At 67.2% G+C, this 24470-nt stretch carries 21 protein-coding genes; 10 read left to right on the forward strand and 11 right to left on the reverse strand.

What is annotated here, in order from left to right:
• Window positions 1–5: 5 nt before the first annotated feature.
• The 4 genes from BJP32_RS07625 to BJP32_RS07640 all read right to left on the reverse strand — a co-directional run bounded on the left by BJP32_RS07625 (window position 6) and on the right by BJP32_RS07640 (window position 2590).
• A complete protein-coding gene (locus BJP32_RS07625) occupies window positions 6–650 on the reverse strand; it encodes a DsbA family protein (RefSeq protein ID WP_052747926.1) in 645 nt (214 codons plus the stop codon).
• 7 nt (window positions 651–657) lie between these two features.
• The gene (locus BJP32_RS07630; RefSeq protein ID WP_046651644.1) at window positions 658–1263 is read right to left on the reverse strand and encodes a thioredoxin domain-containing protein; all 606 of its coding nucleotides are present in this window, start codon (window positions 1261–1263) and stop codon (window positions 658–660) included.
• A gap of 28 nt (window positions 1264–1291) precedes the next feature.
• Window positions 1292–1927 (reverse strand): thioredoxin domain-containing protein, encoded by a 636-nt coding sequence (locus tag BJP32_RS07635; RefSeq protein ID WP_003163571.1) that lies wholly within the window; start codon window positions 1925–1927, stop codon window positions 1292–1294.
• Window positions 1928–2026: 99 nt separating this feature from the next.
• Window positions 2027–2590 (reverse strand): DUF721 domain-containing protein, encoded by a 564-nt coding sequence (locus BJP32_RS07640; protein WP_046651643.1) that lies wholly within the window; start codon window positions 2588–2590, stop codon window positions 2027–2029.
• A 21-nt stretch (window positions 2591–2611) separates the two neighbouring features.
• Between BJP32_RS07640 and mutY the strand changes: the two genes are divergently transcribed.
• Entirely contained in the window at window positions 2612–3634 is a 1023-nt protein-coding gene (gene mutY / locus BJP32_RS07645) for an A/G-specific adenine glycosylase (protein ID WP_046651642.1), read from the forward strand.
• Here the strand turns inward: mutY and BJP32_RS07650 are convergent.
• From BJP32_RS07650 to BJP32_RS07660, 3 genes are all read right to left on the reverse strand, one after another.
• Window positions 3631–5778 (reverse strand): glycogen debranching N-terminal domain-containing protein, encoded by a 2148-nt coding sequence (locus BJP32_RS07650; protein WP_046651641.1) that lies wholly within the window; start codon window positions 5776–5778, stop codon window positions 3631–3633. The genes mutY and BJP32_RS07650 overlap by 4 nt on opposite strands.
• 106 nt (window positions 5779–5884) lie before the next feature.
• On the reverse strand, window positions 5885–6976 hold the full coding sequence (locus BJP32_RS07655; protein WP_046651640.1) for a glycosyltransferase family 4 protein: 1092 nt from the start codon (window positions 6974–6976) through the stop codon (window positions 5885–5887).
• A gap of 132 nt (window positions 6977–7108) precedes the next feature.
• Entirely contained in the window at window positions 7109–8188 is a 1080-nt protein-coding gene (locus BJP32_RS07660) for a site-specific DNA-methyltransferase (RefSeq protein WP_040344441.1), read from the reverse strand.
• Between the two features lie 150 nt (window positions 8189–8338).
• On the opposite strand from BJP32_RS07660, the gene murC reads away from it, so the two are divergent.
• From murC to lpxC, 8 genes are all read left to right on the forward strand, one after another.
• On the forward strand, window positions 8339–9784 hold the full coding sequence (gene murC, locus BJP32_RS07665; protein WP_046651845.1) for a UDP-N-acetylmuramate--L-alanine ligase: 1446 nt from the start codon (window positions 8339–8341) through the stop codon (window positions 9782–9784).
• 149 nt (window positions 9785–9933) lie between these two features.
• Window positions 9934–10854, forward strand: a complete 921-nt coding sequence (gene murB, locus BJP32_RS07670; RefSeq protein ID WP_046651639.1) for a UDP-N-acetylmuramate dehydrogenase — start codon at window positions 9934–9936, stop codon at window positions 10852–10854.
• A gap of 255 nt (window positions 10855–11109) precedes the next feature.
• Complete coding sequence (locus BJP32_RS07675; RefSeq protein WP_046651638.1) at window positions 11110–12048, forward strand: D-alanine--D-alanine ligase; 939 nt, start codon at window positions 11110–11112, stop codon at window positions 12046–12048.
• Window positions 12036–12875, forward strand: a complete 840-nt coding sequence (locus BJP32_RS07680) for a cell division protein FtsQ/DivIB (protein ID WP_076223529.1) — start codon at window positions 12036–12038, stop codon at window positions 12873–12875. The genes BJP32_RS07675 and BJP32_RS07680 overlap by 13 nt, the downstream gene beginning before the upstream one ends.
• Before the next feature lie 27 nt (window positions 12876–12902).
• Window positions 12903–14228: a cell division protein FtsA gene (gene ftsA / locus BJP32_RS07685; protein WP_046651635.1), complete on the forward strand. Its 1326-nt coding sequence runs from the start codon at window positions 12903–12905 to the stop codon at window positions 14226–14228.
• Window positions 14229–14625: 397 nt separating this feature from the next.
• Window positions 14626–17946 carry a TonB-dependent receptor gene (locus BJP32_RS07690; RefSeq protein WP_052747925.1) on the forward strand — a complete coding sequence of 1107 codons (3321 nt, stop codon included), beginning with the start codon at window positions 14626–14628 and terminating at the stop codon, window positions 17944–17946.
• Window positions 17947–18207: 261 nt separating this feature from the next.
• On the forward strand, window positions 18208–19800 hold the full coding sequence (gene ftsZ / locus BJP32_RS07695; RefSeq protein ID WP_046651633.1) for a cell division protein FtsZ: 1593 nt from the start codon (window positions 18208–18210) through the stop codon (window positions 19798–19800).
• A gap of 205 nt (window positions 19801–20005) precedes the next feature.
• Window positions 20006–20905, forward strand: a complete 900-nt coding sequence (lpxC, locus tag BJP32_RS07700; protein WP_076223530.1) for a UDP-3-O-acyl-N-acetylglucosamine deacetylase — start codon at window positions 20006–20008, stop codon at window positions 20903–20905.
• A 30-nt stretch (window positions 20906–20935) separates the two neighbouring features.
• On the opposite strand, the gene pgeF is transcribed toward lpxC, so the two are convergent.
• The 4 genes from pgeF to lgt are packed head-to-tail and all read right to left on the reverse strand — an operon-like array spanning window position 20936 to window position 23939.
• On the reverse strand, window positions 20936–21706 hold the full coding sequence (gene pgeF, locus BJP32_RS07705; protein WP_076223531.1) for a peptidoglycan editing factor PgeF: 771 nt from the start codon (window positions 21704–21706) through the stop codon (window positions 20936–20938).
• Entirely contained in the window at window positions 21703–21951 is a 249-nt protein-coding gene (locus BJP32_RS07710) for a Pathogenicity locus (protein WP_076223571.1), read from the reverse strand. Before BJP32_RS07710 ends, pgeF begins: the two co-directional genes overlap by 4 nt.
• A 34-nt stretch (window positions 21952–21985) precedes the next feature.
• Complete coding sequence (locus BJP32_RS07715; protein ID WP_076223532.1) at window positions 21986–23059, reverse strand: class I SAM-dependent methyltransferase; 1074 nt, start codon at window positions 23057–23059, stop codon at window positions 21986–21988.
• A gap of 7 nt (window positions 23060–23066) precedes the next feature.
• Entirely contained in the window at window positions 23067–23939 is an 873-nt protein-coding gene (gene lgt / locus BJP32_RS07720) for a prolipoprotein diacylglyceryl transferase (protein WP_076223533.1), read from the reverse strand.
• A gap of 179 nt (window positions 23940–24118) precedes the next feature.
• Here lgt and BJP32_RS07725 point away from each other — a divergent pair, with 179 nt between their 5' ends.
• Complete coding sequence (locus tag BJP32_RS07725; RefSeq protein WP_046651628.1) at window positions 24119–24406, forward strand: accessory factor UbiK family protein; 288 nt, start codon at window positions 24119–24121, stop codon at window positions 24404–24406.
• The last annotated feature ends 64 nt before the right edge of the window (window positions 24407–24470 follow it).

The following is a 24470-nucleotide window of genomic DNA, read 5'->3' on the forward strand; positions in this document are numbered from 1 at the left end:
CTCGATCAGCGCGCCCGGATCAGCGGGTCGATGGCCGCCGACAGGGCCTCCAGCGAATGGTCGCTGATCCGCCTGCCGTTGACGAAGAAGGAGGGGGTGCCCGTCACGCCCGCCGCCACGGCGCCGTCGACCTCGGCCTGCAGGGCCTGGCTGGTCGCGGGGTTCTTCATGCAGGCTTCGATCTGCTCCTGAGTGCGGCCGCTGGCGGCGATGGCGGCGGCGAACCAGTCGCGGGCGTCGCCTTTTTCAAAGGCGGCGGCCTGACCGCTCATCAGGCTGTGGGCCACGTCGAAGAAGCGGTTCGGAGCGGCGCAGCGCGCGATGCCCGCCGCCGTCGCCGCGATCTGCGCCGGAGGGGTCGGCATGTCGCGGAACACCAGCCGCACCTTGCCCGTGTCGATATAGCGGGCCTTGAACTGCGGCAGGATGTCGTTGGTCCAATGGGCGCAATGGCTGCAGGTGAAGGAGGCGTACTCGATCACCGTCACCGGCGCATCGGCCTGGCCCATCACGCGGTCCGCCGCCGTGACAGCGGGCACGGCCGCCGTCGCGGAGGCGCGCGTCATAGCCGGATCGAGCGCCAGGACTGGAGCGGTGTTCAGGCTGGCTAGGGCCACGATTGACAGAAGGTGCAGGAGGCGAACAGTCATGCGGATTCTATAGCAGGGGATCGATGCTGGCCGACAGACCGGACAGGGAGTTGTCGGTCACGATTTGGCCGTTGACCATGAAGGTCGGGGTACCGGTCACGCCTGCCGCCGACGCCTGCTTGATACGCTGTTCCAGGGCGGCGACGGCGGCCTTGTCGGTGGTGCACTCTTGGAACTGGGCTTCGCTGAGGCCAGCGGCCTGGGCGGTGCGTAGCAGTATCTCGCGCGGCGGGACGCCGTTGCGCATTTCAGTCTGCGCCCGCATCAGGTGGTCGACGACCTCGAAATACTTATCGTCTCCGGCGCAGCGGGCGATCAGGAACCCCGCCACGGCAACATCTTGGGGCGGAGTGGGGAACTCCCGGAAAACGAAACGAACCTTGTTGTTGTCGACATATTTGGCCTTGAAGTCAGGCCAGACTGTCTCATTCCAGGCGGCGCACCCGGCGCAGGTGGTAGAAGCGTACTCAACCACCGTGACCTTGGCCCCCTCGGCCGCGCCCATGGCCATATCGCCCTGCGTCGCCGCCGCTCCGCTTCCGCCGCTCTGGTTGCAGGCGGACAAGATCAAAGCCATGGCCGCCATGCCGACGACCGCTGCACGTTTCATCATGTCCGCCCCCTCCTCCCGTTTGGACGACTTACTTCGCCAGCTCGGCGTCGATGACTTCCGACAGGCCCGACAGCGAGCTGTCCGCCACCTTCACGCCGTTGACGGTGAAGTAGGGCGTGCCGGTCACGCCGGCGCTGATGCCGGCCTGGATGCGCTTCTCCATGGCCTCGATGGCGGCCTTGTCGCGGATGCAGTCGTTGATCTGCTGCTCGCTGAGGCCTGCCGCCTGACCGGCGCGGAACAGGGTGGTGCGCGGCGCGACGCCCGCCTGCCATTCCTTCTGGCTGGCCATGATGTCGCTGACGACGTCGAAATACTTGTCCGGACCGGCGCAGCGCGCGATCAGGAAGCCGGCGACGGCGATGTCCTGGGGCGGGGTCGGGAATTCGCGGAAGACGAAACGGACCTTGTTGTTGTCGACGTACTTCGTCTTGAACTCGGGCCAGACCTCTTCATTCCACACGGCGCAGTGGCCGCAGGTGACCGAGGCGTACTCCACGACCGTGACCTTGGCGCCTTCGGGGGCGCCCTTGGCCATGTCGCCTTCGACCTCGCCGCCAGCGCCGCCGGCCGAGCAGCCCGCCAGCACGGCCATCGAGGCCAGGGCTGCGGCGGACAGGGCCGCGCGGCGGCTCATGGCGGCGTATTTGAAGATCGGGGCCATCGGCTGGTCCTTGTCAGAAATGAGATTCAGAAACGTCGCGCGATTCGTGCGCGCAGGCGAAATCGTCTGAATGTCGAGAACGCCGATGGCGAAGGTTTGTCAACGCCCCTCGTCGCGTGGAGGCTGCGACAGCACGGCGCGGCCCAGCTTGCCCAGGGCTGCTTTCAGACTGTCGGGCGCCGCCTCCACCGAAGCGTTCAGTTCAGCTTCCGTCGCGGCGGGGAGGGGCGGCAGGACGGCGCGGCCGCGCGGGCGGGGCTTGGCGCCCGAAGCGGGCAGAGGCTTCACCGGCCCCTGGGCGATGCGCAGCTTCTCGACCGAGCCTGCGCCCAGGAACAGGTTCACGCGCTGAATGATGTCGGCCGACTGATGCTGGACCAGCAGGGCCGCGGGGCCGGCGACGCGCAGTTCCAGCGTCCCGCCTGCATTGCCGCGCCCCTTGGTCAGCTTCTGCGGGCGGGTGACGCGGGCCAGACGTTCGCCCACGATCTCGACCCAGCGCGGCTCCAGCGCCGAGGCGCCGCGCCCGAACTGGGCGTCCAGCTTCTTGATCAGCGGCGCCAGCGACCGACCAGCCGGAGGCGGCGGGCGCGGAGCGGGACGCGTGCGCCGTTGCGCCAGGATCTGGCGCGCTTCGCTTTCGGTGGGCAGGGGACGACGCATTCGTCCTATATAGCCTGACCGATGACCGACGTCCCCTCTCTCCGCGCCGCCCTGCTCGATTGGTATGACGCCCATGCGCGCAGCCTGCCGTGGCGCGCGCCGCCGGGGGCTGAGGCGAAGACCGACCCCTATCGCGTCTGGCTGTCCGAAGTGATGTTGCAGCAGACGACGGTGCCGCACGCCGCCCCCTATTTCGAGCGGTTCACCACGCGCTGGCCGACGGTGGGCGACCTGGCCGCCGTCGAGGACGCCGAACTGATGGCCGCCTGGGCGGGGCTGGGCTACTACGCCCGCGCGCGCAATCTGCTGGCCTGCGCCCGCGCCGTGGCGGCGGATCACAGCGGCGCCTTCCCGCAGACCGAGGCCGAGCTGCTGGCCCTGCCGGGAGTGGGCGCCTACACCGCCGCCGCCGTGGCCGCCATCGCCTTCGACCGGCCCGCCAACGTCGTCGACGGCAATGTCGAGCGGGTGATGAGCCGTCTGTTCGCGGTCGAGACTCCGCTGCCCGCCGCGCGGCCCGAGCTGCGCCGCCTGGCCGCCCTGTTCGTCGACGACCACCGACCCGGCGACTGGGCGCAGGCGCTGATGGATCTCGGCTCGGGCGTCTGTCGGCCTCGGTCGCCGCTGTGCGATCAGTGTCCTCTGACTTTCGGCTGCGAGGCGCTGAAGACAGGGGCGCCCGAACGTTATCCCTTGAAGACGAAGAAGGCCGAGCGGCCGCATCGGCGCGGCCACGCCTATGTGCTGACCGACGCGACGGGGCGCGTCGCTTTGGTGCGGCGGCCGGACAAGGGGCTGCTAGGCGGCATGGCGGGCCTGCCGACCTCGGACTGGAGCGCGGCGCCGGATTTTGCTCCGCCGATGGAAGGCGACTGGCGGGCGGCCGGATCGGTCGAACACGTCTTCACCCACTTCAGCCTGACGCTGGAGGTGCATGTGGCCGAAGGGCAGGGCGACTTTCTGTGGACGACAGCGGCTGAGGCGGCGAAGGCCCTGCCGACCGTGTTCAGGAAGGCGCTGGAGCGCGGGTTGAGCGCGGCCTAGCCCGTCGCCCTCAGGTTCACCGCGCCGCTACGTTCGCGCGGCATGACCACGACGTGGCCTTTCAGACGCTGGAAATGCAGGTCGATCACCCCGTCGCCGACCTTCAGCCGCGTGATCGACAGCCGGTCCAGCCCGGCGGGCAGGGTGGGATTGTTGACCTCGACCAGGCCCTCGGCGGCGTCGATGCTCAGGCCCAGCACCGACTGCATCATCAGGAAGACCGACCCCGCCGCCCAGGCCTGGGGCAGGCAGGCGACCGGATAGGCGATGGGCGGCTCGCCCGTCTCGCGCACGAAGCCGCAGAACAATTCGGGCAGGCGCATCTGGAAATGGGCGGCCGAGCCGTAGATCTCGCCCAGCAGCATGGCGACCGCGTGTCGCTCGCCGTAACGGGCCATCCCCGCCGCCGCCAGGGCCGTGTCGTGCGGCCAGACCGAGCCGTTGTGATAGCTCATCGGGTTATAGCGCGCCTGTCCCTTGGCCAGGGTGCGCAGGCCCCAGCCGGAACGGAACTCGGCCGTCAGCATCCGTCGCGTCACCCGCCGCGCCCGCTCATGCGAGGGCAGGCCCATGAACAGCAGGTGCCCGGCGTTGGAGGCGACGGCGCGGCACTGTTCCCCGTCGCCGTCCAGGGCGATGGCGTAGAAGCCCTCGTCCTCCATCCAGTAGCGGTCCTCGACCAGGGCGCGCAGCGCCTCTGCCCGCGCCGCCCATTCGACGGCGCGGCCGTCGCCCAGCGCCGCGCCCATCTCGGCTAGGGCCTTCCAGGCGGCGAAGGCGTAGCCCTGGACCTCCAGCAGGGCGACCGGCCCCTTGGGAAAACGGCCGTCGGCGTGGAAGATGGAGTCTTCAGAGTCCTTCCAGCCTTGGTTCGACAGGCCGGTGTCCGCCGCGCGGGCGTAGTCGATCAGGCCGTCGCCGTTGCTGTCGCCGTAGTCGCTCATCCAGCCCGCCGCCGCGATCAGATGGGGCCACAGGGCGCGGATGGTCCCATAGTCGTTGGTGCGCTTGGCGTAGGCTCCGGCCAGGGCGATGAACAGACAGGTGGTGTCGACCCCGCCGTAGTAGAGGCCGAAGGGCACCTCGCCCAGCACGCTCATCTCGCCGCCGCGCGTCTCGTGCATGATCTTGCCGGGGGCGGAGTCCATGAAGGCGTTGGTCTCAGTCGCCTGACGCGAGGCCAGATAGGTCAGCACCCCCTTGGCCAGGCCGGGGTCGATCCACAGCATCTGCCAGGCGGTGATGATGCCGTCGCGCCCGAACGGGGTCGAGAACCACGGCGTCCCCGCATAGGGATAGGGGCCGGTCGGCAGGTCGGTGACGAGCAGGGCGATGTCGGCCCTCGACTGCCGCAGCCAGTCGTTGAAGCCCTGGTTGCGTCCGCCCTCGACGATGGCGCCGCGACGCAGCCGTCGTCGCATGGCCAGCCGCGCCAGAATGGCGTGCCAGCGCCAGCGCGCCTCGTCCGGCTGTTCGCAGGCGTCCAGACCGCACTCGACGAACAGGTCCAGACTGCGGCCGCGCGGCAGGCTGAACATGAACTCGGCCCGATTGGCGCTGAGGCGCGCGGGCGGCTCTGAGAACGCCAGGCAACTCGTCCGTCCCACGCCGTCCAGGCCGGTGTAGCTGAAGGTCACGCGCCGCCCGTCGATCACCGGCGGATGGATCTCGCCGCGCTGTGCCCGCACCGTGCCGCGCACCTGGAAGATGTCGGCGAAGTCGGCGTCGAACTCGAACGTCAGCGGCAGCAGGATGTCCTCGACGCCGTGGTTGACCATCCGCACACGCTCGAACAGCCGCCGGTCCCACAGGAAGCGCCGCCGCTCCAGATGCAGCACCCCCGCCGGGGCGGAGCGCCCGCCCATCGGCGGCAGGGGCCGGTTGGTGGAATGGCAGGTGAAGAAGACGTTGTCCTTGGTCACGCCCGAACTGAGCCGCGACGGCCGCGCCCGCCCGACCGTCAGGACGAAGCGCGACAGCAGCCGCGTGTCCCGCTCGAACAGGCCGTCGGCGCCCGACTTCACGTCTCCCCAGTGATCGGCGACCAGGAAGGCGTCGCCGTCCTTCAGCGCCATCAGGGTTTCAAGCCCGTCCTGGTCGTTGGTGTCGGCGGCGGTGGTCTGGACCGAATAGGCGTCGTCCATAAGCGTCTCCGCTTGCGGTTCGTCCCCCCGGCTTGGGATCAGAAGCGAACGGTCGGCGCGCGGTTCAGTTCAGATGAAAACGGCGTTCGTCATCGGGCCGATAGGGTTAGGCCAGGGCGGCGAAGCTGCGCTCTTCCTCGATCGTCCTCATCGGGGCGGCGAACGGCCGCTGCGCCAGAAGGTCGGCGTAGACGTCCAGATATCGCCGCGCCATCGCCGTGGCGGAGAAGCGCAGGTCGAACCGCGCCCGGATCGCCTCCCGGTCCAGCCGATGCGCCCGGGCGGCGGCGGCGACCGCCTCCTCCATGGTCGACACCAGGAAGCCGGTGGCCCCGTCCTCGATGATCTCGGGCGTCGAGCCGCAGGCGAAGGCGATGATGGGCGTGCCGCAGGCCATGGCCTCGATCATCACCAGGCCGAACGGCTCGGGCCAGTCGATGGGGAACAGCAGGGCCTCGGCCCCGCCCAGGAAGGCGGACTTCTCCGCATCGCCGATCTCGCCGACGAACTCGACCAGGGGATTGCCGCGCACCAGAGGTTCGATTTCCGCCTCCCAATAGGCGCGATCGGCGGCGTCGATCTTGGCGGCGATCTTCAGCGGCTTGTTCAGCCGGGTCGCGATCTCGATGGCGCGGTCGGGCCGCTTCTCGGGTGAAATCCGGCCCAGAAAGGCGAGATAGCCCTGCGACCGGGGCGAGAAGCGATAGAGATCGCCCGGCATGCCGTGATGCACGGTCGCCCGCCAGGTGGCGTGGGGCAGGGGGCGGCGCTGATCGTCGGAGATCGACACCAGGCCGTACTCCGTCCAGCGCTCGTAGATCGGGGCCAGATCCTTCAGGTCCAACCGCCCGTGCAGGGTCGTCACCGTCTTGTCCGCCCAGCCCTCGAAGAAGGGGAAGTGGATCATGTCGGTGTGGAAATGGATGACGTCGAAGCGGTCGGCGCGGTCCAGCACCTCGGCCAACTGGGCCATGTGGGCCGCCAGATCGGACTTCAACGCGGCGGGGTCCAGACGGATGGCCTGATCGCGAACCGGAATCAGGCGGGCGCGCGTACGCGCATCGGCGCTGGCGAACAGGGTGACGTCGTGGCCCAACTCGACCAGGGCGTCGGTTAGGTGGGCGACCACGCGCTCCGTGCCGCCGTAAAGCCGGGGCGGCACGGCCTCGTACAAGGGCGTGACTTGGGCGATTTTCATGGCAGGCTCCTGCGTCGCGTGACGACGCGACGCCGAAACCTCAATCCGCCCAGGATCGCCAGGTTCCAGCGTTGCCGGAACGATATTCTTCAACGCCGCCTGTAGGTTATGAGGCGGTGAGAAGCGGCCGCCTTACTGCATCCCGGCGCGGATTTCGGCGCGCAGAGCGTCGATGGGGCGCAGGCCCGTATCCGTCTTGAAGCGCCAGTAGGTCCAGCCGTTGCACGCCGGGGCGTTCTCCAGCAGGGCGCCTAGCTTGTGGATCGAGCCGGTCAGGGCGCCGGACACCAGCGAGCCGTCGGCCCGCACCCGCGCCTCGCGCTCGCCCTTGGGGCAGTACAGCTTGTCGCCCGGCGCCAGCAGCCCGGCCTCGACCAGGGCGCCGAAGGGCACCTTGGGCTCGGCCTTCTTGGAGCCGGTGACGACCAGGTCTTCCGGCGCGGCCGGAATAACGGCCTTGATGCGCTTCTCAGCCAGTTTGGCGTAGGTCTCGTCGCGTTCGATGCCGATGAAGCGGCGACCCAGGCGCTTGGCCGCCGCCCCCGTCGTGCCGGTGCCGAAGAAGGGGTCCAGCACCACGTCGCCGACGCGGCTGGCCGACAGCAGCACGCGGTGCAGCAGGGCCTCGGGCTTCTGGGTCGGGTGGGCCTTGTCGCCGTTCTCGTCCTTCAGCCGCTCGCCGCCGGTGCACAGGGCCAGGGTCCAGTCCGAGCGCATCTGTGTGTCTTCGTTGAAGGCCTTCAGCGCGTCGTAGTTGAAGGTGTAGCGCTTCTGTTCGCGCGACTTGGCGGCCCAGATCAGGGTCTCGTGCGCATTGGTGAAGCGCGTGCCCTTGAAGTTCGGCATGGGGTTGGACTTGCGCCAGATGATGTCGTTCAGCACCCAGAAGCCCAGATCCTGCATCGCCGCGCCCAGGCGGAAGATGTTGTGATAGCTGCCGATGACCCAGAGCGAGCCCTCGTCCTTCAGCACCCGGCGGCACTCGCCCAGCCAGGCGCGGGTGAAGGCGTCATAGGCGGCGAAGCTGTCGAACTTGTCCCAGTCGTCGTCGACCGCATCGACCTTGGAGTTGTCGGGACGCAGCAGGTCGCCGCCCAGCTGCAGGTTATAGGGCGGGTCGGCGAAGACCATGTCCACCGACTTGTCCGGCAGGCCCTTCAGCACCTCGATGCAGTCGCCACGCAGGATGACGTCGGTCTTCAACTCGGACATGGAAAAGCGGCCCCGGACAGATGAGACGCTTATGGTGAATCCTTACGGTTAAGGCGGAGTAACCAAGATTCAGATGCGGCCCTGTCTCTGCGATGAGAGAACGAACGAAGGGGTATGCAAATCACATACTGTCTGGGCTATGACGCGAAGATGATCCGTCGTCTTCGCCCCGTTCCGTTCGCCCTCGGGCCTGTCCACTTCGTCGGCATCGGCGGCATCGGCATGAGCGGCATCGCCGAGATCATGCTGAAGATCGGCTATCAGGTGCAGGGCTCGGACGCCAAGGCCAGCGCCAATACCGAGCGGCTGGAGAAGCTGGGCGCCCGCATCTACATCGGCCACGACGCCGCCCATGTGACCGAGGGCGTCTCGGCGGTGGTCTATTCCACGGCGGTCAAGTCGACCAACCCCGAGCTGGCGGTGGCGCGCGAACGCCGCATTCCTCTGGTGCGCCGGGCCGAGATGCTGGCCGAGCTGATGCGGCTGCAGTTTTCGATCGGCGTCGGCGGCACGCACGGCAAGACGACGACGACCTCGATGGTCGCGGCCCTGCTGGACGCCGGTTCGCTGGACCCGACGGTGGTCAACGGCGGCATCATCAACGCCTATGGCACCAACGCCAAGGTCGGCGAGGGCGACTGGATGGTGGTCGAGGCGGATGAGAGCGACGGCTCCTTCCTGCGCCTCAAATGCACCGTGGCGATCATCACCAACATCGACCCGGAGCACCTGGACCACTACGGCGACTTCGACGCGGTGAAGAAGGCGTTCGGCGACTTCATCGAAGACATTCCCTTCTACGGCTTCGGCGTGGTCTGTCTGGATCACCCCGAGGTGCAGAAGCTGGCGGCCCAGATCGACAACCGCCGCCTAGTCACCTACGGCCTGAACCCTCAGGCCATGGTCCGCGCCGACAATGTGCGCATGGACCCGGACGGCTCGCGCTTCGACGTGGTGATCCAGGGGCAGGGCATGGCCGCCCTGGGCGAGCCTGCGCGTATCGAGAACCTGCACCTGCCGATGGCGGGCTGGCACAACGTCTCCAACGCCCTGGCCGCCATCGCCGTGGCGCGCGAGATCGGGGTGGATGACGACGCCATCCGCACGGGCCTGGCCGGCTTCGGCGGGGTCAAGCGCCGCTTCACCACCACGGGCGTGGCTCATGGGGTGCGCGTCATCGACGACTACGGCCACCATCCGGTCGAGATCGCCGCCGTGCTTAAGGCCGCGCGCCAGGTGGTGCAGAACGCCGACAACACCGGCCGCGTCATCGCCGTGGTCCAGCCGCACCGCTACACCCGCCTGCGCGATCTGATGGAGGACTTCTCCACCTGCTTCTCGGACGCCGACAGCGTTCTGGTCGCCGACGTCTATCCGGCGGGCGAGCAGCCGATCGAGGGCGTCGACAAGCACGCTCTGGTCGAGGGCGTCCGCCGCTACGGCCACCGCCACGTCGCCGCGCTGGAGAACGCCGCCGTCCTGCCGCGCGTCATCAAGGATGAGGCCAAGCCCGGCGATCTGGTGGTCCTGCTGGGCGCCGGCGACATCACCAGCTGGGCCTACGCCCTGCCGGCGCAGCTGGAGGCGTTGGCTTAATCTCATGCTCCCGCTCATCCCGGCGGACGCCGGGATCTAGTGAGAGCTTCACGACGAAGCCTTGCCGCCCTACATCGGATCAACGTCAAACGGCTGGATGCAGCCAAAGCACTGGATCCCGGCGTCCGCCGGGATGAGCGGATTACTGGATGGCCTGGACTGACAATCTCCCCGCCGTGCGCGGCAAGCTGCTGCTGAACGAGCCGCTGGGGCCCTACACCTGGTTCCGCGTGGGCGGGGCGGCGGACGCCCTGTTCATTCCGGCGGACGCCGATGATCTGGCCGACTTCCTCAAGACCCTGCCCGAGGACGTGCCGGTGACGGCCATCGGCGTCGGCTCCAACCTGATCGTGCGCGACGGCGGGGTCGAAGGCGTGGTGATCCGTCTGGCGGGCCGCGCCTGGGGCCAGGTCACGACCGACGGCGTCACCGTCACGGCGGGCGCAGGCGCGCTGGACAGCATGGTGGCGCGCGCCTCGGCCAAGGCGGGCATCGCCGGGCTGGAGTTCTATGCGGGCATCCCCGGCTCGATCGGCGGCGCCCTGACGATGAATGCGGGCTGCTATGGCTCCGAGACGAAAGACGTGCTGGTGTCCGCCTGGGGCCTGAACCGCAAGGGCGAACGGGTCGAACTGGCCGTGGCCGACTTCGGCTATACCTATCGTCATTCTAACGCCCCGGCCGACATCATCTGGATCGAGGCGACTTATCGCGGAACGCCCGACGCGCCCGAAGCCGTCGCCGCCCGGATCAACGAGATCACCGAGCGCCGCGAGAAGACCCAGCCGATCCGCGAGAAGACCGGCGGCTCGACCTTCAAGAATCCCGACGGTCATTCCTCGTGGAAGCTGGTCGATGAGGCGGGCTGGCGCGGCAAGCTGCACGCCGCGCCTGCACCGCATGGGGGCGGCGGCGCCAAGTTCAGCGAGCTGCACTCCAACTTCATGATCAACCCCGGCGAGGCCACGGCGGCTGACATCGAGGGGCTGGGCGAAGCCGTGCGCGCGGATGTGCTGGCCAAGACCGGCGTGCAGTTGAACTGGGAAATCAAGCGGATCGGGCGTCCGTAACCCTTCTCCCCTTGAGGGAGAAGGTGGCCCTTCAGGGCCGGATGAGGGGTGTCGACGCGACGTTCCCTAATCCTGGCCCCAATCCCAGCCGCTTGCCCGTATCCTCGCACCCCTCATCCGTCTTGCTCCGCAAGCCACCTTCTCCCTCAAGGGGCGAAGGAAGAAGGTGACGAATTTCCTTCCACGACCCCGTATCGTTTCCAACCGGTTAACCGTATTCAGGGCATAGGGGTGGGCTAGTCTTCGGATGTCGCCATGCGTACGCCCCTGAACACCCTCCATGTCGCTGTCCTGATGGGCGGCCTGTCGTCGGAACGCGAGGTCTCGCTGTCCTCGGGGCGCGGCTGCGCGGACGCTCTGGAGGGACAGGTCGCCAAGGTCACGCGCGTCGACGCCGGTCGCGATCTGGCTCAGGTGCTGACGGCGCTGAAGCCCGACGTCGTTTTCAACGCCCTGCACGGCAAATGGGGCGAGGACGGCTGCGTCCAGGGCATCCTGGAGACGCTGAAGATCCCATACACCCACTCCGGCGTCCTGGCCTCGGCCCTGGCGATGGACAAGGACAAGTCCAAGGCCGTGCTGCACGCGGCGGGCGTCATCGTGCCCGGCGGCGGCCTGTTCGGCCGGCATGAAGTGGCGTCGCGCCACGTCATCGACCCGCCCTATGTGGTCAAGCCGAACGCCGAGGGCTCCTCGGTCGGCGTCTTTCTGGTGCGCGAGGGCGCCAACCGTCCGGTGGCCGAGGTCGGCGCCGAGGACTGGGCCTATGGCGATCAGGTCATGGTCGAGCCCTTCATCCCTGGCAAGGAACTGGCGGTCAGCGTGATCGGCGAGGCCACCGGCCCGCGCGCCCTGACCATCACCGACATCACCCCGACCAAGGGCTTCTACGACTACGAAGCCAAATACGCGCCCGGCGGCTCGCGCCACGTCCTGCCCGCCGAGTTGCCGCCGCACGTCTTTGACAAGGCTTTACGTCAGGCCGAGCTGGCCCACGCGGCCATGGGGTGCCGAGGCGTCTCCCGCGCCGACTTCCGTTATGACGATGTTAACGACGTTCTCGTTCTGTTGGAGGTGAACACCCAGCCCGGCATGACCCCGACCTCGCTCGTTCCCGAGCAGGCGGCCTTCGTCGGTATGGATTATCGCGAACTGGTTCGTTGGATGGTGGAGGACGCCTCATGCCCGCGGTAGTGCGCGGCGGTCGGCGACAGTCTTCGGGCAAGGGCGGCGCGCGTGGCGCTCCGTCCGGCCGCGCGGCCGAGATCGGCCGTCTGGACATGTCGCCGCGCGTCGTGGCGGCGACCCTGGTGGTCGGCGTCGGCATACTGGCGGCCGTGCTGGCCACCGGCGCGCGGGCCGAGCGTATCTCGACGGCCGTCACCGAACGCTTTGACTCGGTCACGACCGGCATGGGTCTGAAGGTGCGTCAGGTCCACGTCACCGGCGCCTCGCCCGAGGCCGCCGCCGCCGTGCGCGCCGCCGTCGGCGTCCATGCCGATCAGCCCATCGTCAGCCTGGACCTGGCCGCCGTGCGCGACCGGGTGCAGTCGGTCGGCTGGGTCAAGGAGGCGCGCGTGGTGCGCCTGCTGCCTGACACCCTGATCGTCGACGTCAAAGAGCACGACCGCCTCGCCGTCTGGCAGGTGGGCGGCAAGGCCCACGTGATCGACGCGCAAGGGATCGTCATTCCCGGCGCTGACGCGGGCCGATACCCGCGCCTGCCGCTGGTGGTGGGCAAGGGCGCCGATCAGGCGGCCTCCGACGTCCTGCCCCTGCTGGCCCAGCGTCCGCGCCTGATGGCCAAGGTCGACGCCCTGGTCCGGGTGGACGAGCGCCGCTGGGACTTGCGCCTCAAGGACGGCACCCTGATCCAACTGCCCGCCGTGGATCAGGAATCCGCCCTCATCCGCCTCGACGCCTTGGATCAGCGCGAACGCCTGCTGGACCTGGGCTTCGCCCGTATCGACCTTCGCACGCCGGAAGAAGTGGCCGTCCGCCCTTCCGAAGGCGCCGTTTGACCCTCTGACTTCCTAGGACACGACCCCATGGTTGGACGCAGCCGAGACATCAAGCCGGAACAGGGCAGGGGCGCGCCGCGCGCGCCGGTCGTGGCCGCGCTTGATCTCGGCCAGGCCAAGGTCGCCTGCTTCATCATGAAGCCCGACGGCGTGCGCCACGCCGACCGTACCATCCGCGTCGCCGGCGCCGGCCATGTCCAGTCGCGCGGCGTCAAGGGCGGGGCCATCGTCAATATGGACGAGACGGCACAGGCCATCGGCCACGCCGTCGAACGCGCCGAGCGCGCGGCGGGCGCCCCTGTCTCCGGCGTCGTCGTCACCACGGCTATCGGCCAGATGGCCAGCCACCGGGTGCAGGCGCGCGTCTCGCTTGGCTCGCATCCGATCAGCGACGCCGACCTGGCCCGCGCCATCGGCATGGCCCTGGCCCAGATCCGCCTGCCGAACCGGCGCCCGATCCACGTCCTGCCCATCGCCTGGTCGGTGGACGGGGCGCGCGGCGTCCACGACCCGCGCTCGATGCGCGGCGGCTCTCTGGGACTGGACCTGCTGGTCGTCTCCATGTCCGAGGGCTCGTTCAACGCCCTTAGCCACTGCCTCGAACTGGCGCACCTGGACCTGCAGGGCGTGGCCGCAGCGCCGGTCGTCTCCTCCCTCGCCGCGCTGGAAGAGGATGAGATGGAGCTGGGCGCCCTGTGCATCGACATGGGCGGCGGCTCGACCTCGGCGGCGGTCTGGGGCGGGCGCTCCCTGCTGCATATCGAAAGCCTGAACGTCGGCGGCGACCATGTGACCGCCGACATCGCGCGCGGCCTGTCGACCTCGCGCGTCGGCGCCGAGCGGTTGAAGACCCTGCACGGCTCGGCCATGGCCAGCGCCAACGAAGACCGCGAAATGCTGGAGGCCCCGCCGCGCGGCGAGGACGCTTCGGCCGGTCCGGTCATCGTCCCGCGCGCCATGCTGAAGACCGTCATCGCCCCGCGCGTGGAAGAGACGCTGGAGCTGCTGCGCGACCGCCTGAAGCACGCCGGACTGGGCCTCGAACCCGGCGCGGGGCTGGTCCTGACCGGCGGCGCCAGCCAGCTGAACGGCGTGCGCGAACTGGCCGTGCGCGTCTTCGACCGCCCGGTGCGCCTGGGCCGCCCGCAACGCGCGCCCCACCTGGCCGACGCCGCAGCCGGCCCTGCCTTCTGCTCAGCCGCAGGCGTCCTTCTGCGCGCCGCCTACGGTCCGCGCGAGGCTGTCTCGGCCCGCAAGCTGATGTCCCGACAGATCACCGCGGCGGATGCGCCAAAGGTTCACCGTGGCGGCATGGTGGCGCGCGCGGCGGGCTGGCTGCGGGATAATCTGTAGCTGTCTGCGCGGTTTGCATTCTAAATAACGTCGCTTTGCGGCCCTATTTCTCTCTGACTGCGATTAGAGAGAATGCTGATGCGCGCGTATACCTGAAAGAATTTTTCTGATTTCGAACAATTTCAAAAAATTCTTTCCAAGAGCAGCAACGTTGTTAGGTATGTGTCTTTGCTGTGGCGGGATTGTTACATTACCGACGCTCAATGGCCTGATTTAGGTCACAATGGTTGTCCTTCCGCCATTTTCCGTTAGATGTGGTCATTAGGCATGCGCGTCGTTTCGGACGCGTGCGTTCGCTGATCATAGCTTTTTGGGGGCAACTATTATGAGTTTGAAGCGCAAATACCTGTTTGGGACGACTGTCTTGGCGGGTGTGGTTGCGGTCGCTGCGCCTGCCATGGCGCAGACCCAGACGCCGCCAGTGTCGGAAGAATCGACGCAGGTCGAAGAAATCGTCGTCACCGGTTCACGTATTCGTCGTGATCCGACGACTGTGGCCGCTCCGATCATTCAGATCGACGGTGCGGCGCTGCTCGAGACGGGCATGCCCACGGTTATCGACTACCTTGCGACCATTCCGGCGCTGTCCAACTCGCTGGTTCCGTCGGATACGACGGGCTCGGGCCTGAATGACGGCGGTCTGGAATTCGCCAACCTGCGCTCCCTCGGGTCGGGCCGTACGCTGACGCTGATTGATGGCCGCCGCCATGTCGGCTCCTCGGCCGGCACGTTGTCGGTCGATGTGTCGACGATTCCGCGCCTGCTGATTCAGAACATCGAGATCATCACCGGCGGCGCTTCGTCGGTTTACGGCGCCGACGCCGTGTCGGGCGTCGTCAACTACACGCTGCGCAAAGACTACGAAGGCCTCGAGATCGACGCCAACTATGGTCAGCTGGTCAAGGGCGGCGACGCCGTTACCCGCCGCGTGTCGGCCCTGGGCGGCATCAACCTGTTTGACGATCGTCTGAACGTCTATGCCCATGCTGAATGGGAAAAGGCCGATGAGCTTCGTTCGAACCAGATCGGTTGGATGCGTCGGGGTCGTGTCGGGCTGGGCATTGACGCCGACCCGACCAACCTGGCCATCGGCCCGGCGGCTGATGGCTTTATAGATACCGGAGAGTTCTTCAACGCTCGCCGCCTTGATCGTCCGCTCTGGGGTACGACGACCCTGGCCAACATGCAACGCCCCAGCCCGTTCGGTGATCCGGACGTTCCGGTGGCGGCGTGCCGCAGCTTCTCGACCTCGTCCAACTGCTTCAGCGTGGACCCAGCTTACACCTACTGGTTTGACGGCGCCACGGCGCGTCTGGCTGACTTCGGCCAGCGTATCGGCAACACCGGCGCCAACCGTCCGTGGAATATCGGCGGTGACGGCGAACTGGCTAACATGACGGCTTTTGACGCCTGGACCCGTTTCCCTGAACAAGAAGCGCAACGTTACCAGGTCGGCGCCAACCTGCAGGTGAGCGACAACATTCGCGCGACGTTTGAAGCGAAATACACGACCGAGGACGCCTTCGATCAGGGCCAGTTCTCTTTCTGGGATATCTTCATTGTCGATTCAGCTCTGGCGTGCGGCGGCACGCCGTTTGGCGGCGCGGCTCGCAGTTGCAACAACGGGAATACTCCGGGCTTGATCGGCGGTACCAGTTCGTTCGCCACGCGGACGGACAACGCCTTCCTGCCGGCCAATCTCGCTACGGCAATCCGCAACAACACCTTCATTCCCTATTCTGATCCGACGAACACGACGCCGGGCGCGCCGGGTACGGCCGTGACCGCTCCGATCGCCTTGCACCGCGGCTTCGGCATTCCGCGTGATCAGACCAACAATCGTGAGGTCCAGCGTTACGTCGCGGCGTTCGAAGGCGATTACGATCGTATCGGCTTCATCAACAACGCCAACTGGAGTCTGTCGTACACCTACGGCGAAATGAACAATAAGAACCGTGAGACGGGACCGGATGCGATCCGCTTCGGCCACGCCATGGACTCCATCGTCGATACGGCCGGCATTGTGAACGGCAAGCCAGGCGAGATCGTCTGTCGGGTCCAGCACCTGGCGGCGCGCGGCATTGCGGTTCAGGAGCAGAACCCCAACACGACGACGACGAGCTACATCGATGCCGCCACCAACCCGGAAATCGCGGGTTGTAAGCCGCTGAACGTCTTCGGCATGGGGAACCAATCGGCTGAAGCTCTCGAATACATTTCGGCCAGCGTAACGGTTCATGAGAAGAACGTGCAGGAAAGCGCGGTCGCGACCTTCGGTGGTCAGGTTGGCGACTTCTGGGGCGCTGGTCAGATCGGCTTCTCGGTGGGCGCCGAATACCGCCGGGAGTATACCGAGGGCGTCGGCCGTAGCCGCGACACGAACAACCGCCTGCTGCAGTTGAACACAGGCGCTGATTTCCTGGGTGTCGAATACGAGACCACGGAATTCTTCGCAGAATTGGCTATTCCGCTGTTCCGTGACAGCTGGTTGGGCGAGTATGCTGAGTTCAACGGCTCGTACCGCACGTTTGATTATACGACTGCGGGCACGGGCGACGTCTATGGCCTTAGCCTGGTCTATCGTCCGATCCAGGACATCATGTTCAAGACCAGCTTCAATACGTCTTTCCGGGCTCCGAACCTGTCCGAAAACTACCGTCCTTACGGCCAGACGTTCGTGAACAGCTTCTCCGATCCATGCGACACGCGTGTCATTGCTTCCTTGAGCGGCAATAATGCGGCGGAAATCCGCACAAATCGTATCGCCAACTGTACGGCTCTGGCTGCCCAGAAGGGTCTGGCATATGACTTCGGTCAGGCGACGGTCGGTATCGGAGACGACTATCGTCCCGCCTATTCGGCCGGTGTCGCCAGTGTTCTGGCTGGCAACCCGGATCTGCGTCCTGAGACGTCGGAATCCTTCACCTTCTCGACGATCCTGCGCCCGCGGTTCATCCCGAACTTCAGCTTGGTGCTGGATTATTATGAGATCACGATCGACGATGTGATCGTCACGCCGTCGGGCCAGCAGATCGCTAACCAGTGCGTCAACGGCGCTCAACTGGACGCTGTGGCCTGCGCCCTGATCCGCCGCGAGAACCCGAACAACGACGCTGATCCGTTCAACGTCTTCAAGGTTGGCGCTCCCGTTGGCGATCCGATCGGCGGCTTCATCCTGCAGACGCTGAACTTTGCTAAGCTGGAAACTCGCGGTCTGGACATTACGGCCACCTACAGCCTCGATACCGAAGAAATCTTTGGTAAGAACTTCGGCCGCTTTAATTACTCCTTTGGCGCACTGTGGTTGATCGAGCAGAAGCAGTACACCAGCCTTACGAATCGTGACTTCTTCGATGATCTAACCACCAACGTCTTCTACCCGAGGCTAGAGGGCACCTCGCGCCTGAGCTGGACTTCGCCCAACAATAAACTGAGCGTGAGCTGGCTGGCCGACTGGATGGCTTCGCAGGACTTGGTCAAGAAGCGCGACGCCATCGCGTCGGGCAACGTCGATCAGTCCCCGACCGACTGGTGGACTACGGGCAACTTCGTCCGCCACGACGTAAGCTTCAACTATAAGGTCACAGATGATGTCACCGTGCGCGCTGGCGTGACCAACCTGACGGATGTCGAACCGCCGCTCTACCTGGGCTTCGCATCGACCTTCGACCCATATGGGCGTCGCTTCTTCGTTGGCCTGAACTACAAGCTGTTCTAAGTCGAACAACTCTTTCGAAACGGAGAGGGCGGCTCGAGAGAGCCGCCCTTTTCACATTCGCGGCGAACCAAGACCGAAGAAAGTTCACGAAATCTGCGGTCAAGCTGTTCGCAGCGACTATCATTCCGTCCGACTCACGCTATCGAGGTAACCCTTCGTTAACGCAGTCAGGGTTTTCCTTAACGCGCTCATAACCAATGCGATTCGGCGGGGAGTTCGCATCGGGGACGAAGGGCAGGGTCCTTAGGTCGGAATAATACAATGTCTCTCTCGCTGGTCAGGCCGGAAGCTACGGAATTGAAGCCCCGCATCGTCGTCTTCGGCGTAGGCGGAGCGGGCGGAAACGCGGTCAACAACATGATCGACTCCGGCCTTGAGGGCGTGGAGTTCGTCGTCGCCAACACCGACGCCCAGCATCTGAGCTTCGCCAAGACCGACCGCCGCATCCAACTGGGCGAGACGATCACGCAGGGCTTGGGCGCGGGCGCCCACCCCGAAGTCGGCATGAACGCCGCCGAAGAGAGCGCGGACGAGATCCATGCGCACCTGGAAGGCGCGCACATGGTCTTCATCACCTGCGGCATGGGCGGCGGCACCGGCACCGGCGCGGCGCCGGTCATCGCCAAATGCGCGCGTGATCGCGGCATCCTGACCGTCGGCGTGGTGACCAAGCCCTTCACCTTTGAAGGCCGCCACCGGATGCGCCTGGCCGACGCGGGCGTGGCCGAGCTGCAGCGTTACGTCGACACCCTGATCGTCATCCCGAACCAGAACCTGTTCCGCGTTGCCAACGAACGCACCACCTTCTCCGACGCCTTCGGCATGGCGGACCAGGTGCTGCACTCGGGCGTCCGCTCGATCACCGACCTGATGATCCTGCCGGGTCTGATCAACCTCGACTTCGCCGACGTCCGCGCCGTGATGAGCGAGATGGGCAAGGCCATGATGGGCACGGGCGAGGCCACGGGCGACGACCGCGCCCTGCTGGCGGCGCAGAACGCCATCGCCAACCCGCTGCTGGACGAGACCAGCCTGAAGGGCGCCAAGGCCGTGCTGGTGAACATCACCGGCGGCATGGACATGACCCTGCTGGAAGTCGACGAGGCCGCCAACGCCATCGCCGGCGAAGTGGACGGCGACGCCAACATCATCTTCGGCGCCGCCTTCGACCCGGCCCTGGACGGCAAGATCCGCGTCTCGGTCGTCGCGACCGGCATGGATGAAGCCGTCATCCAGCAGATCGAGCCGCAGGGCCGGAGCTTCGGCCGCACCGGCGGCCTGCCGAACGCGGCGCCGCGTCAGCCGGAAGTCCGCATCGATCCGGTGCGCGAAGCCGCGCCGCAGCCGGCGCCCGCTCCGGTCTATGAAGCTCCGGCCGCGCGCGCGCCTGAGCCGAAGATCGAAGCCAAGCCCGAGCCGGTCATCCGTGACGCGCCGCGCAATCTGGAGCCGATCGTCGATCCGTGGGTCGAGGAATATGAGCAGAGCGCCGGTCGGGCCCAACCCGCCGCCTCTTCCGAGCAGGGCGACCTCTATTTCGATCGCGCGCCGCAGCGTCAACAGCCGGCGCCGCAGCAACCGGCCCAGCGTCCGGCCGCCCGTCATGAACAGCCCGCCGAGGAGCCCTTCTACGACGAGCGCGACCATCGCCGCAGCGGTTGGAGCCTGTTCGGCCGCAAGCGTCAGCAGCCGCAGCAGCAACAGTCCTATGCGCCGCCGCCGTCGTCGAACCGCACGACCCAGCAACTGCGCCAGACCCAGGCGATGCAGCCCCAGCAGCAAGATCCGCAGGTGGGCCAGTCCGAGGATGACGACCTGGAGATCCCTTCCTTTCTCCGCCGCCTCGCGAACTGATCGGCCTAAGAAGCCCTGAAACAGAAACGCCCCGGAGTCGACCTCCGGGGCGTTTTTGCGTGTGGGGACGGGGGCTGGGACGTGTCGCCGAACCGAAACAATCCGAAACCCGACTTTCATTTCGGGCTTGAGCCCCGAGGCGTAAACGACAGGTGAGGCGAAGACCGTCCCGTTTGGGGCGGGTCGCGCAACAGAGAGTTTCCGAGTGACGGTCCGCAACGACCAGTACGAACAGACCATCGTCGCCCCGGCCATCTGCGCCGGCGTCGGCGTGCACACCGGCCGCCGCGTGCGTCTGGTCGTGCGCCCGGCTGCGCCCGGCCACGGCATCGTCTTCGTGCGCACGGACGTCACCGACCGCGACAACCGCATCCCCGTCTCGGGCGAGGCGGTCGTGGACGCGCGCCTGAACACCATGATCGAGAACGCGGCGGGCGTGCGCCTGTCGACGATCGAACACCTGATGGCCGCCCTGGCCGCCCTGGGCGTCTCCAACGCCGTGATCGAGGTGGACGGGCCGGAACTGCCGATCCTGGACGGCTCGGCGCTGCAGTTCGTGCAACTGCTGGACCGCGCGGGCTTCCGCCGTCAGGAAGCGCCCCAGACCTATATCGAGATCCTGAAGCCCATCCGGGTGGAGGAGGGCGACAAGTCCGCCGTTCTTAAGCCCTGCGACCGCTATGAGATGCGCTTCGAGATCGACTTCCCGACGCCGGTCATCGGCCATCAGGTGGTGGATTTCGTGGTGGATGAGGCGACCTTCCGTTCGGACATCATGGCGGCCCGCACCTTTGGCTTCGCCCATGAGGTCGAGGCCCTGCGTCAGGCCGGTCTGGCCCGCGGCGGCTCGCTGGAGAACGCCGTGGTCATCGACGGCGGTCAGATCCTGAACCCCGGCGGCCTGCGCATGGAGCGCGAGTTCGTGCGCCACAAGGCGCTGGACGCCATCGGCGACCTGTATGTGCTCGGCGCGCCGCTGCTGGGTCGCTATGAAGGCGTCAAGGCGGGCCACGCCCTGAACAACAAGCTGGTCCGCGCCCTGCTGGTTCAGCCGGATGCGTGGCGCGAAACGGTGCGCGTGCCGGACATGGCGATGGCGGGTTGACTGCTTCCTTCTCCCACAAGGGGAGAAGGGTCAGGTGAGCGTGATTGCTGAGATCAACCGGCCGAAATCCGGTTCGCCCGCCAGATAGGCGCGGCGGTTGGAGTAGAAACGTCCTTCATCCGCGCGCGTGTCGTCGCCGGTCCAGGCCGCCTCGCCGACGCCCGCCTGCTCCAGCCGCCACAGGACGAAGCCGGGCAGGTCGAACTGGCGCTTGTCGTCCGTCGCGCCGGGGGCGAAGAAGCGTTCGCTGCCGGGGTCGTGGTGGGCGAAGCGGTCCTGATAGTCGGCGCCGACTTCGTAGGAGGCCTGGGCGATGCAGGGGCCGACGACGGCGACGATGCGCGACGGCTCGGCGCCCAGCGCCTGCATGGCCGCGACCGTCGAGTGGATGACGCCGCCAAGAGCGCCCTTCCAGCCTGCGTGGGCGGCGCCGATGACGCCCGCCTCGGCGTCGGCGAACAGCACGGGGGCGCAGTCGGCGGTCAGGACGGTCAGCACCGGCCCCTTCACGCCCGCGACCACGGCGTCGCCTTCGGGGCGTTCGCCGGCCCAGCCGCTTTCGGCCACGCGGGCGACGGCGGAGTGGACCTGATAGCAGCCGCACAGGTCGTCGGCGGCGCCGCCCATCCATTCGGCGACGCGGCGGCGGTTCTCGGCGACGTGGGCCGGGTCGTCCTTGGAGCCGACGCCTGCGTTCAGTCCGGCGTAGAGGCCGTCCGATACCCCGCCCGCGCGGGTGAAGAAGCCGTGGCGAACCCCGGTCTTGGTCAGCAGCGGATGAGTGATGGGGTTCAGGCTCATGCGGCGCCCTCCAGTTCGAAACGGGCGGCGTCGATGGCGGCCTGAACGGCCTTGCGGGCCTGGGGGCTGTTCTTCCAGCAGGTCGAGCCGACGCTGGCGGCGGCTCCGGCGCAGACGACGGCCGCATCCGCCTGGGCCAGACGGGCGAAGCCGCCGACGCCCAGTTCCTCCAGCCGTTCGATCACCTTGGGGCCGACGCCTCTTGTCGCCAGCAGGATATGGCGTTCGTGGTCGGTGAAGGTCATGGGCGCATCAGCCTCCATCATCGGGCGGGCCGCGTCAGAAGCCCGGCAGGGCCAGTGAACGGGGCGAAAAGATCGCCGCCGCCTTGAACAGTTCGCCCATCTGGTCCGGCGCGGTCAGGCGATCCAGTTGGCGCTGGATGATCGGCGCGGCTTCGGGGCGTCCCTGCATCAACCGCTGGGCGCGGGCTTCGATCCCCAGCGCCTTCAGGAAGGCGCCCTGGCCGACGCAGCCGGTGACGTCGGCGCCGCCGCGCACGGCGGCCTCCAGCACCAGGGGGAAGTCGGCCCACTGCGTCAGGTCGGCCTCGCCCGGCGTCGACAGGGGATCGACCTTCTGATGCCGCCGCAAGGCTTGCAGGGTGTCGCCCGCCTCGGGCTTGCTGCGGCCGTAGTCGATCAGCAGGGCGGCGCCGGATGCGGCGCGGATCAGGCTGGCCAGATCGCGGCCGAAAGCGGCCTGCTGTTCCGAAATCTCGATGATCTGTCCCGGCTCGACGTCAAAGCCCGGCGCCTCGAAGCCGTCGGCGATGGCGGTCAGGCCGAAGGTCAGTTCATCAGCGTCGGTGACGCCGATGCGGCGCTCGGCCCAGCCGCCTTCGGTCTTGATGAACTGGCGCGCGGGCAGGCAGTCCAGCACCTCATTGGCGATCAGGATGACCGGGGCGTCCGTCTCGATCTTGTGCAGGGCGCTGAGCCAGCGCGGATGCAGGTCGGCGTCGGCCAGCCGCCGCGCCTGTTCGGCGCGTAAAGGGCCGCTCGGCTCGATCAGGATCAGGTCGACCGCCTGCAGGAAGCCGGGGACCAGCCGCGCCGCGCGCAGCACGTCGGACATCAGCGTGCCGTCGCCGGGGCCGACCTCGACCAGCCGCACCCGCTCGGGCGCGCCTAGACGGGTCCAGGTCTCGACCGCCCACAGGCCGATCAGTTCGCCGAACATCTGGCTGACCATGGGGGCGGTGATGAAGTCGCCCCGCTCGCCCAGCGCGGGGCGAGTGGCGTAATAGCCGCCCTTGGGGTCGTGCAGGCATCGGGTGACGTAGTCCGCCACCGTCATCGGCCCGGTCAGCACGATCTCGCGGACCAGGCGGTCCTTGAGCGTCTCCGCCATGATGGTCTTACGCCTCCGTGACGGCCGGCTTCTTCAGCGCCCGCCAGATCAGCCAGGCGCCGACCAGCATCATCGGGATCGACAGGATCATGCCCATGGTCAGGCCCAGCGGCAGGTTCTCCAGCCCGGCGTCGGGCTGACGCACGTTCTCCAGCGCGGCGCGGCAGACGCCGTAGCCCAGCAGGAACAGGCCGGTGACGAAGCCGGGACGCTTGAACATCCGCCACTTCCAGATCGCCAGCGACAGGATGACGAACAGCAACAGGCCCTCGAGACCCGCCTCATACAACTGGCTGGGGTGGCGCGGTTCGTTGCCGGCGGGGCAGAAGCCGTACATCTGCTGGATGCGTTCGTTGCAGAAGCGGATGGCCCAGGGAACCGTCGTTTCGCGCCCCCACAGCTCGCCGTTGATGAAGTTGGCGATGCGGCCGAAGAACAGGCCCAGCGGCGCGACCGGGGCGATGAGGTCGCCCAGGCTGAGCGGGTTCACCTTCTGGCGATTGGCGTAGAGGGTGATGGCGATGACGACGCCCAGGAAGCCGCCGTGGAAGCTCATCCCGCCGGTCCACAGCTGCAGCAGCTCCAGCCGCTCGCCCCAGCTGTCGCCGGTGAACAACTGAGCGAACATCTCCGGCTTGTAGAAGAGGGCGTAGCCGAAACGACCGCCCAGGATGACGCCCAGCGTGATCCACAGCACCAGGTCGTCCAACTGCTGGCCATTCACCGGCGACTTGCCCGGCGCCCACAGCCGCTCGGTCTTGGCCAGACGCGAGGCGTACCACCAGCCCAGGACGATGCCGGCGACATAGGCCAGGGCGTACCAGCGGATGGGCAGGGGGCCGAGGTGGATCAGGACAGGGTCGAATTCGGGAAAGGGCACGGGGCCTCCGTCTGCGCCTTCAGAAGTTGTCCATCGTCTAGCAAGCGGGACTGCATTCGTCGCGCGCTTTTCCCGCGAAGCAGTCTATAGGCCGCAGGCAGGTAAGATTTGGTTTACCCAAATCAATGCACCGTTAACCACGTTCGGGCCGATGGCCCGAGAGTTCTCAAGAGGCCGCCATGCAGACGCGCAATCCCCTCCTTGATGAGTTCGCCAAGCTGACCACCGGCGCCATGGGCCTGGCCCAGGCCGCGGGTGAAGAGGCCAAGGCCGCCTGGCGCGCCCAGGCCGACCGCTTCGTCGCTGAAATGGATCTGGTCCGTCGCGACGAGTTCGATGTGCTGAAGGACGAGATCGCCGCCCTGCGCGCCGAGATCGCGGCGCTGAAGGCTGCGGCCCCCGCCCCGAAGAAGGCCGCCAAGGGATCGTCCACAGACGCGGCTTCGACCCCGGATTCAGCCGGTTGAGCCGAATCTGCGAACACGCCTACCGTCCTCGAAAGCGCTCACTTGAGTCGCTGTCGCTGCTGAA

Source organism: Brevundimonas sp. ZS04 (genome assembly GCF_001956865.1).
GTDB lineage: Bacteria > Pseudomonadota > Alphaproteobacteria > Caulobacterales > Caulobacteraceae > Brevundimonas > Brevundimonas diminuta.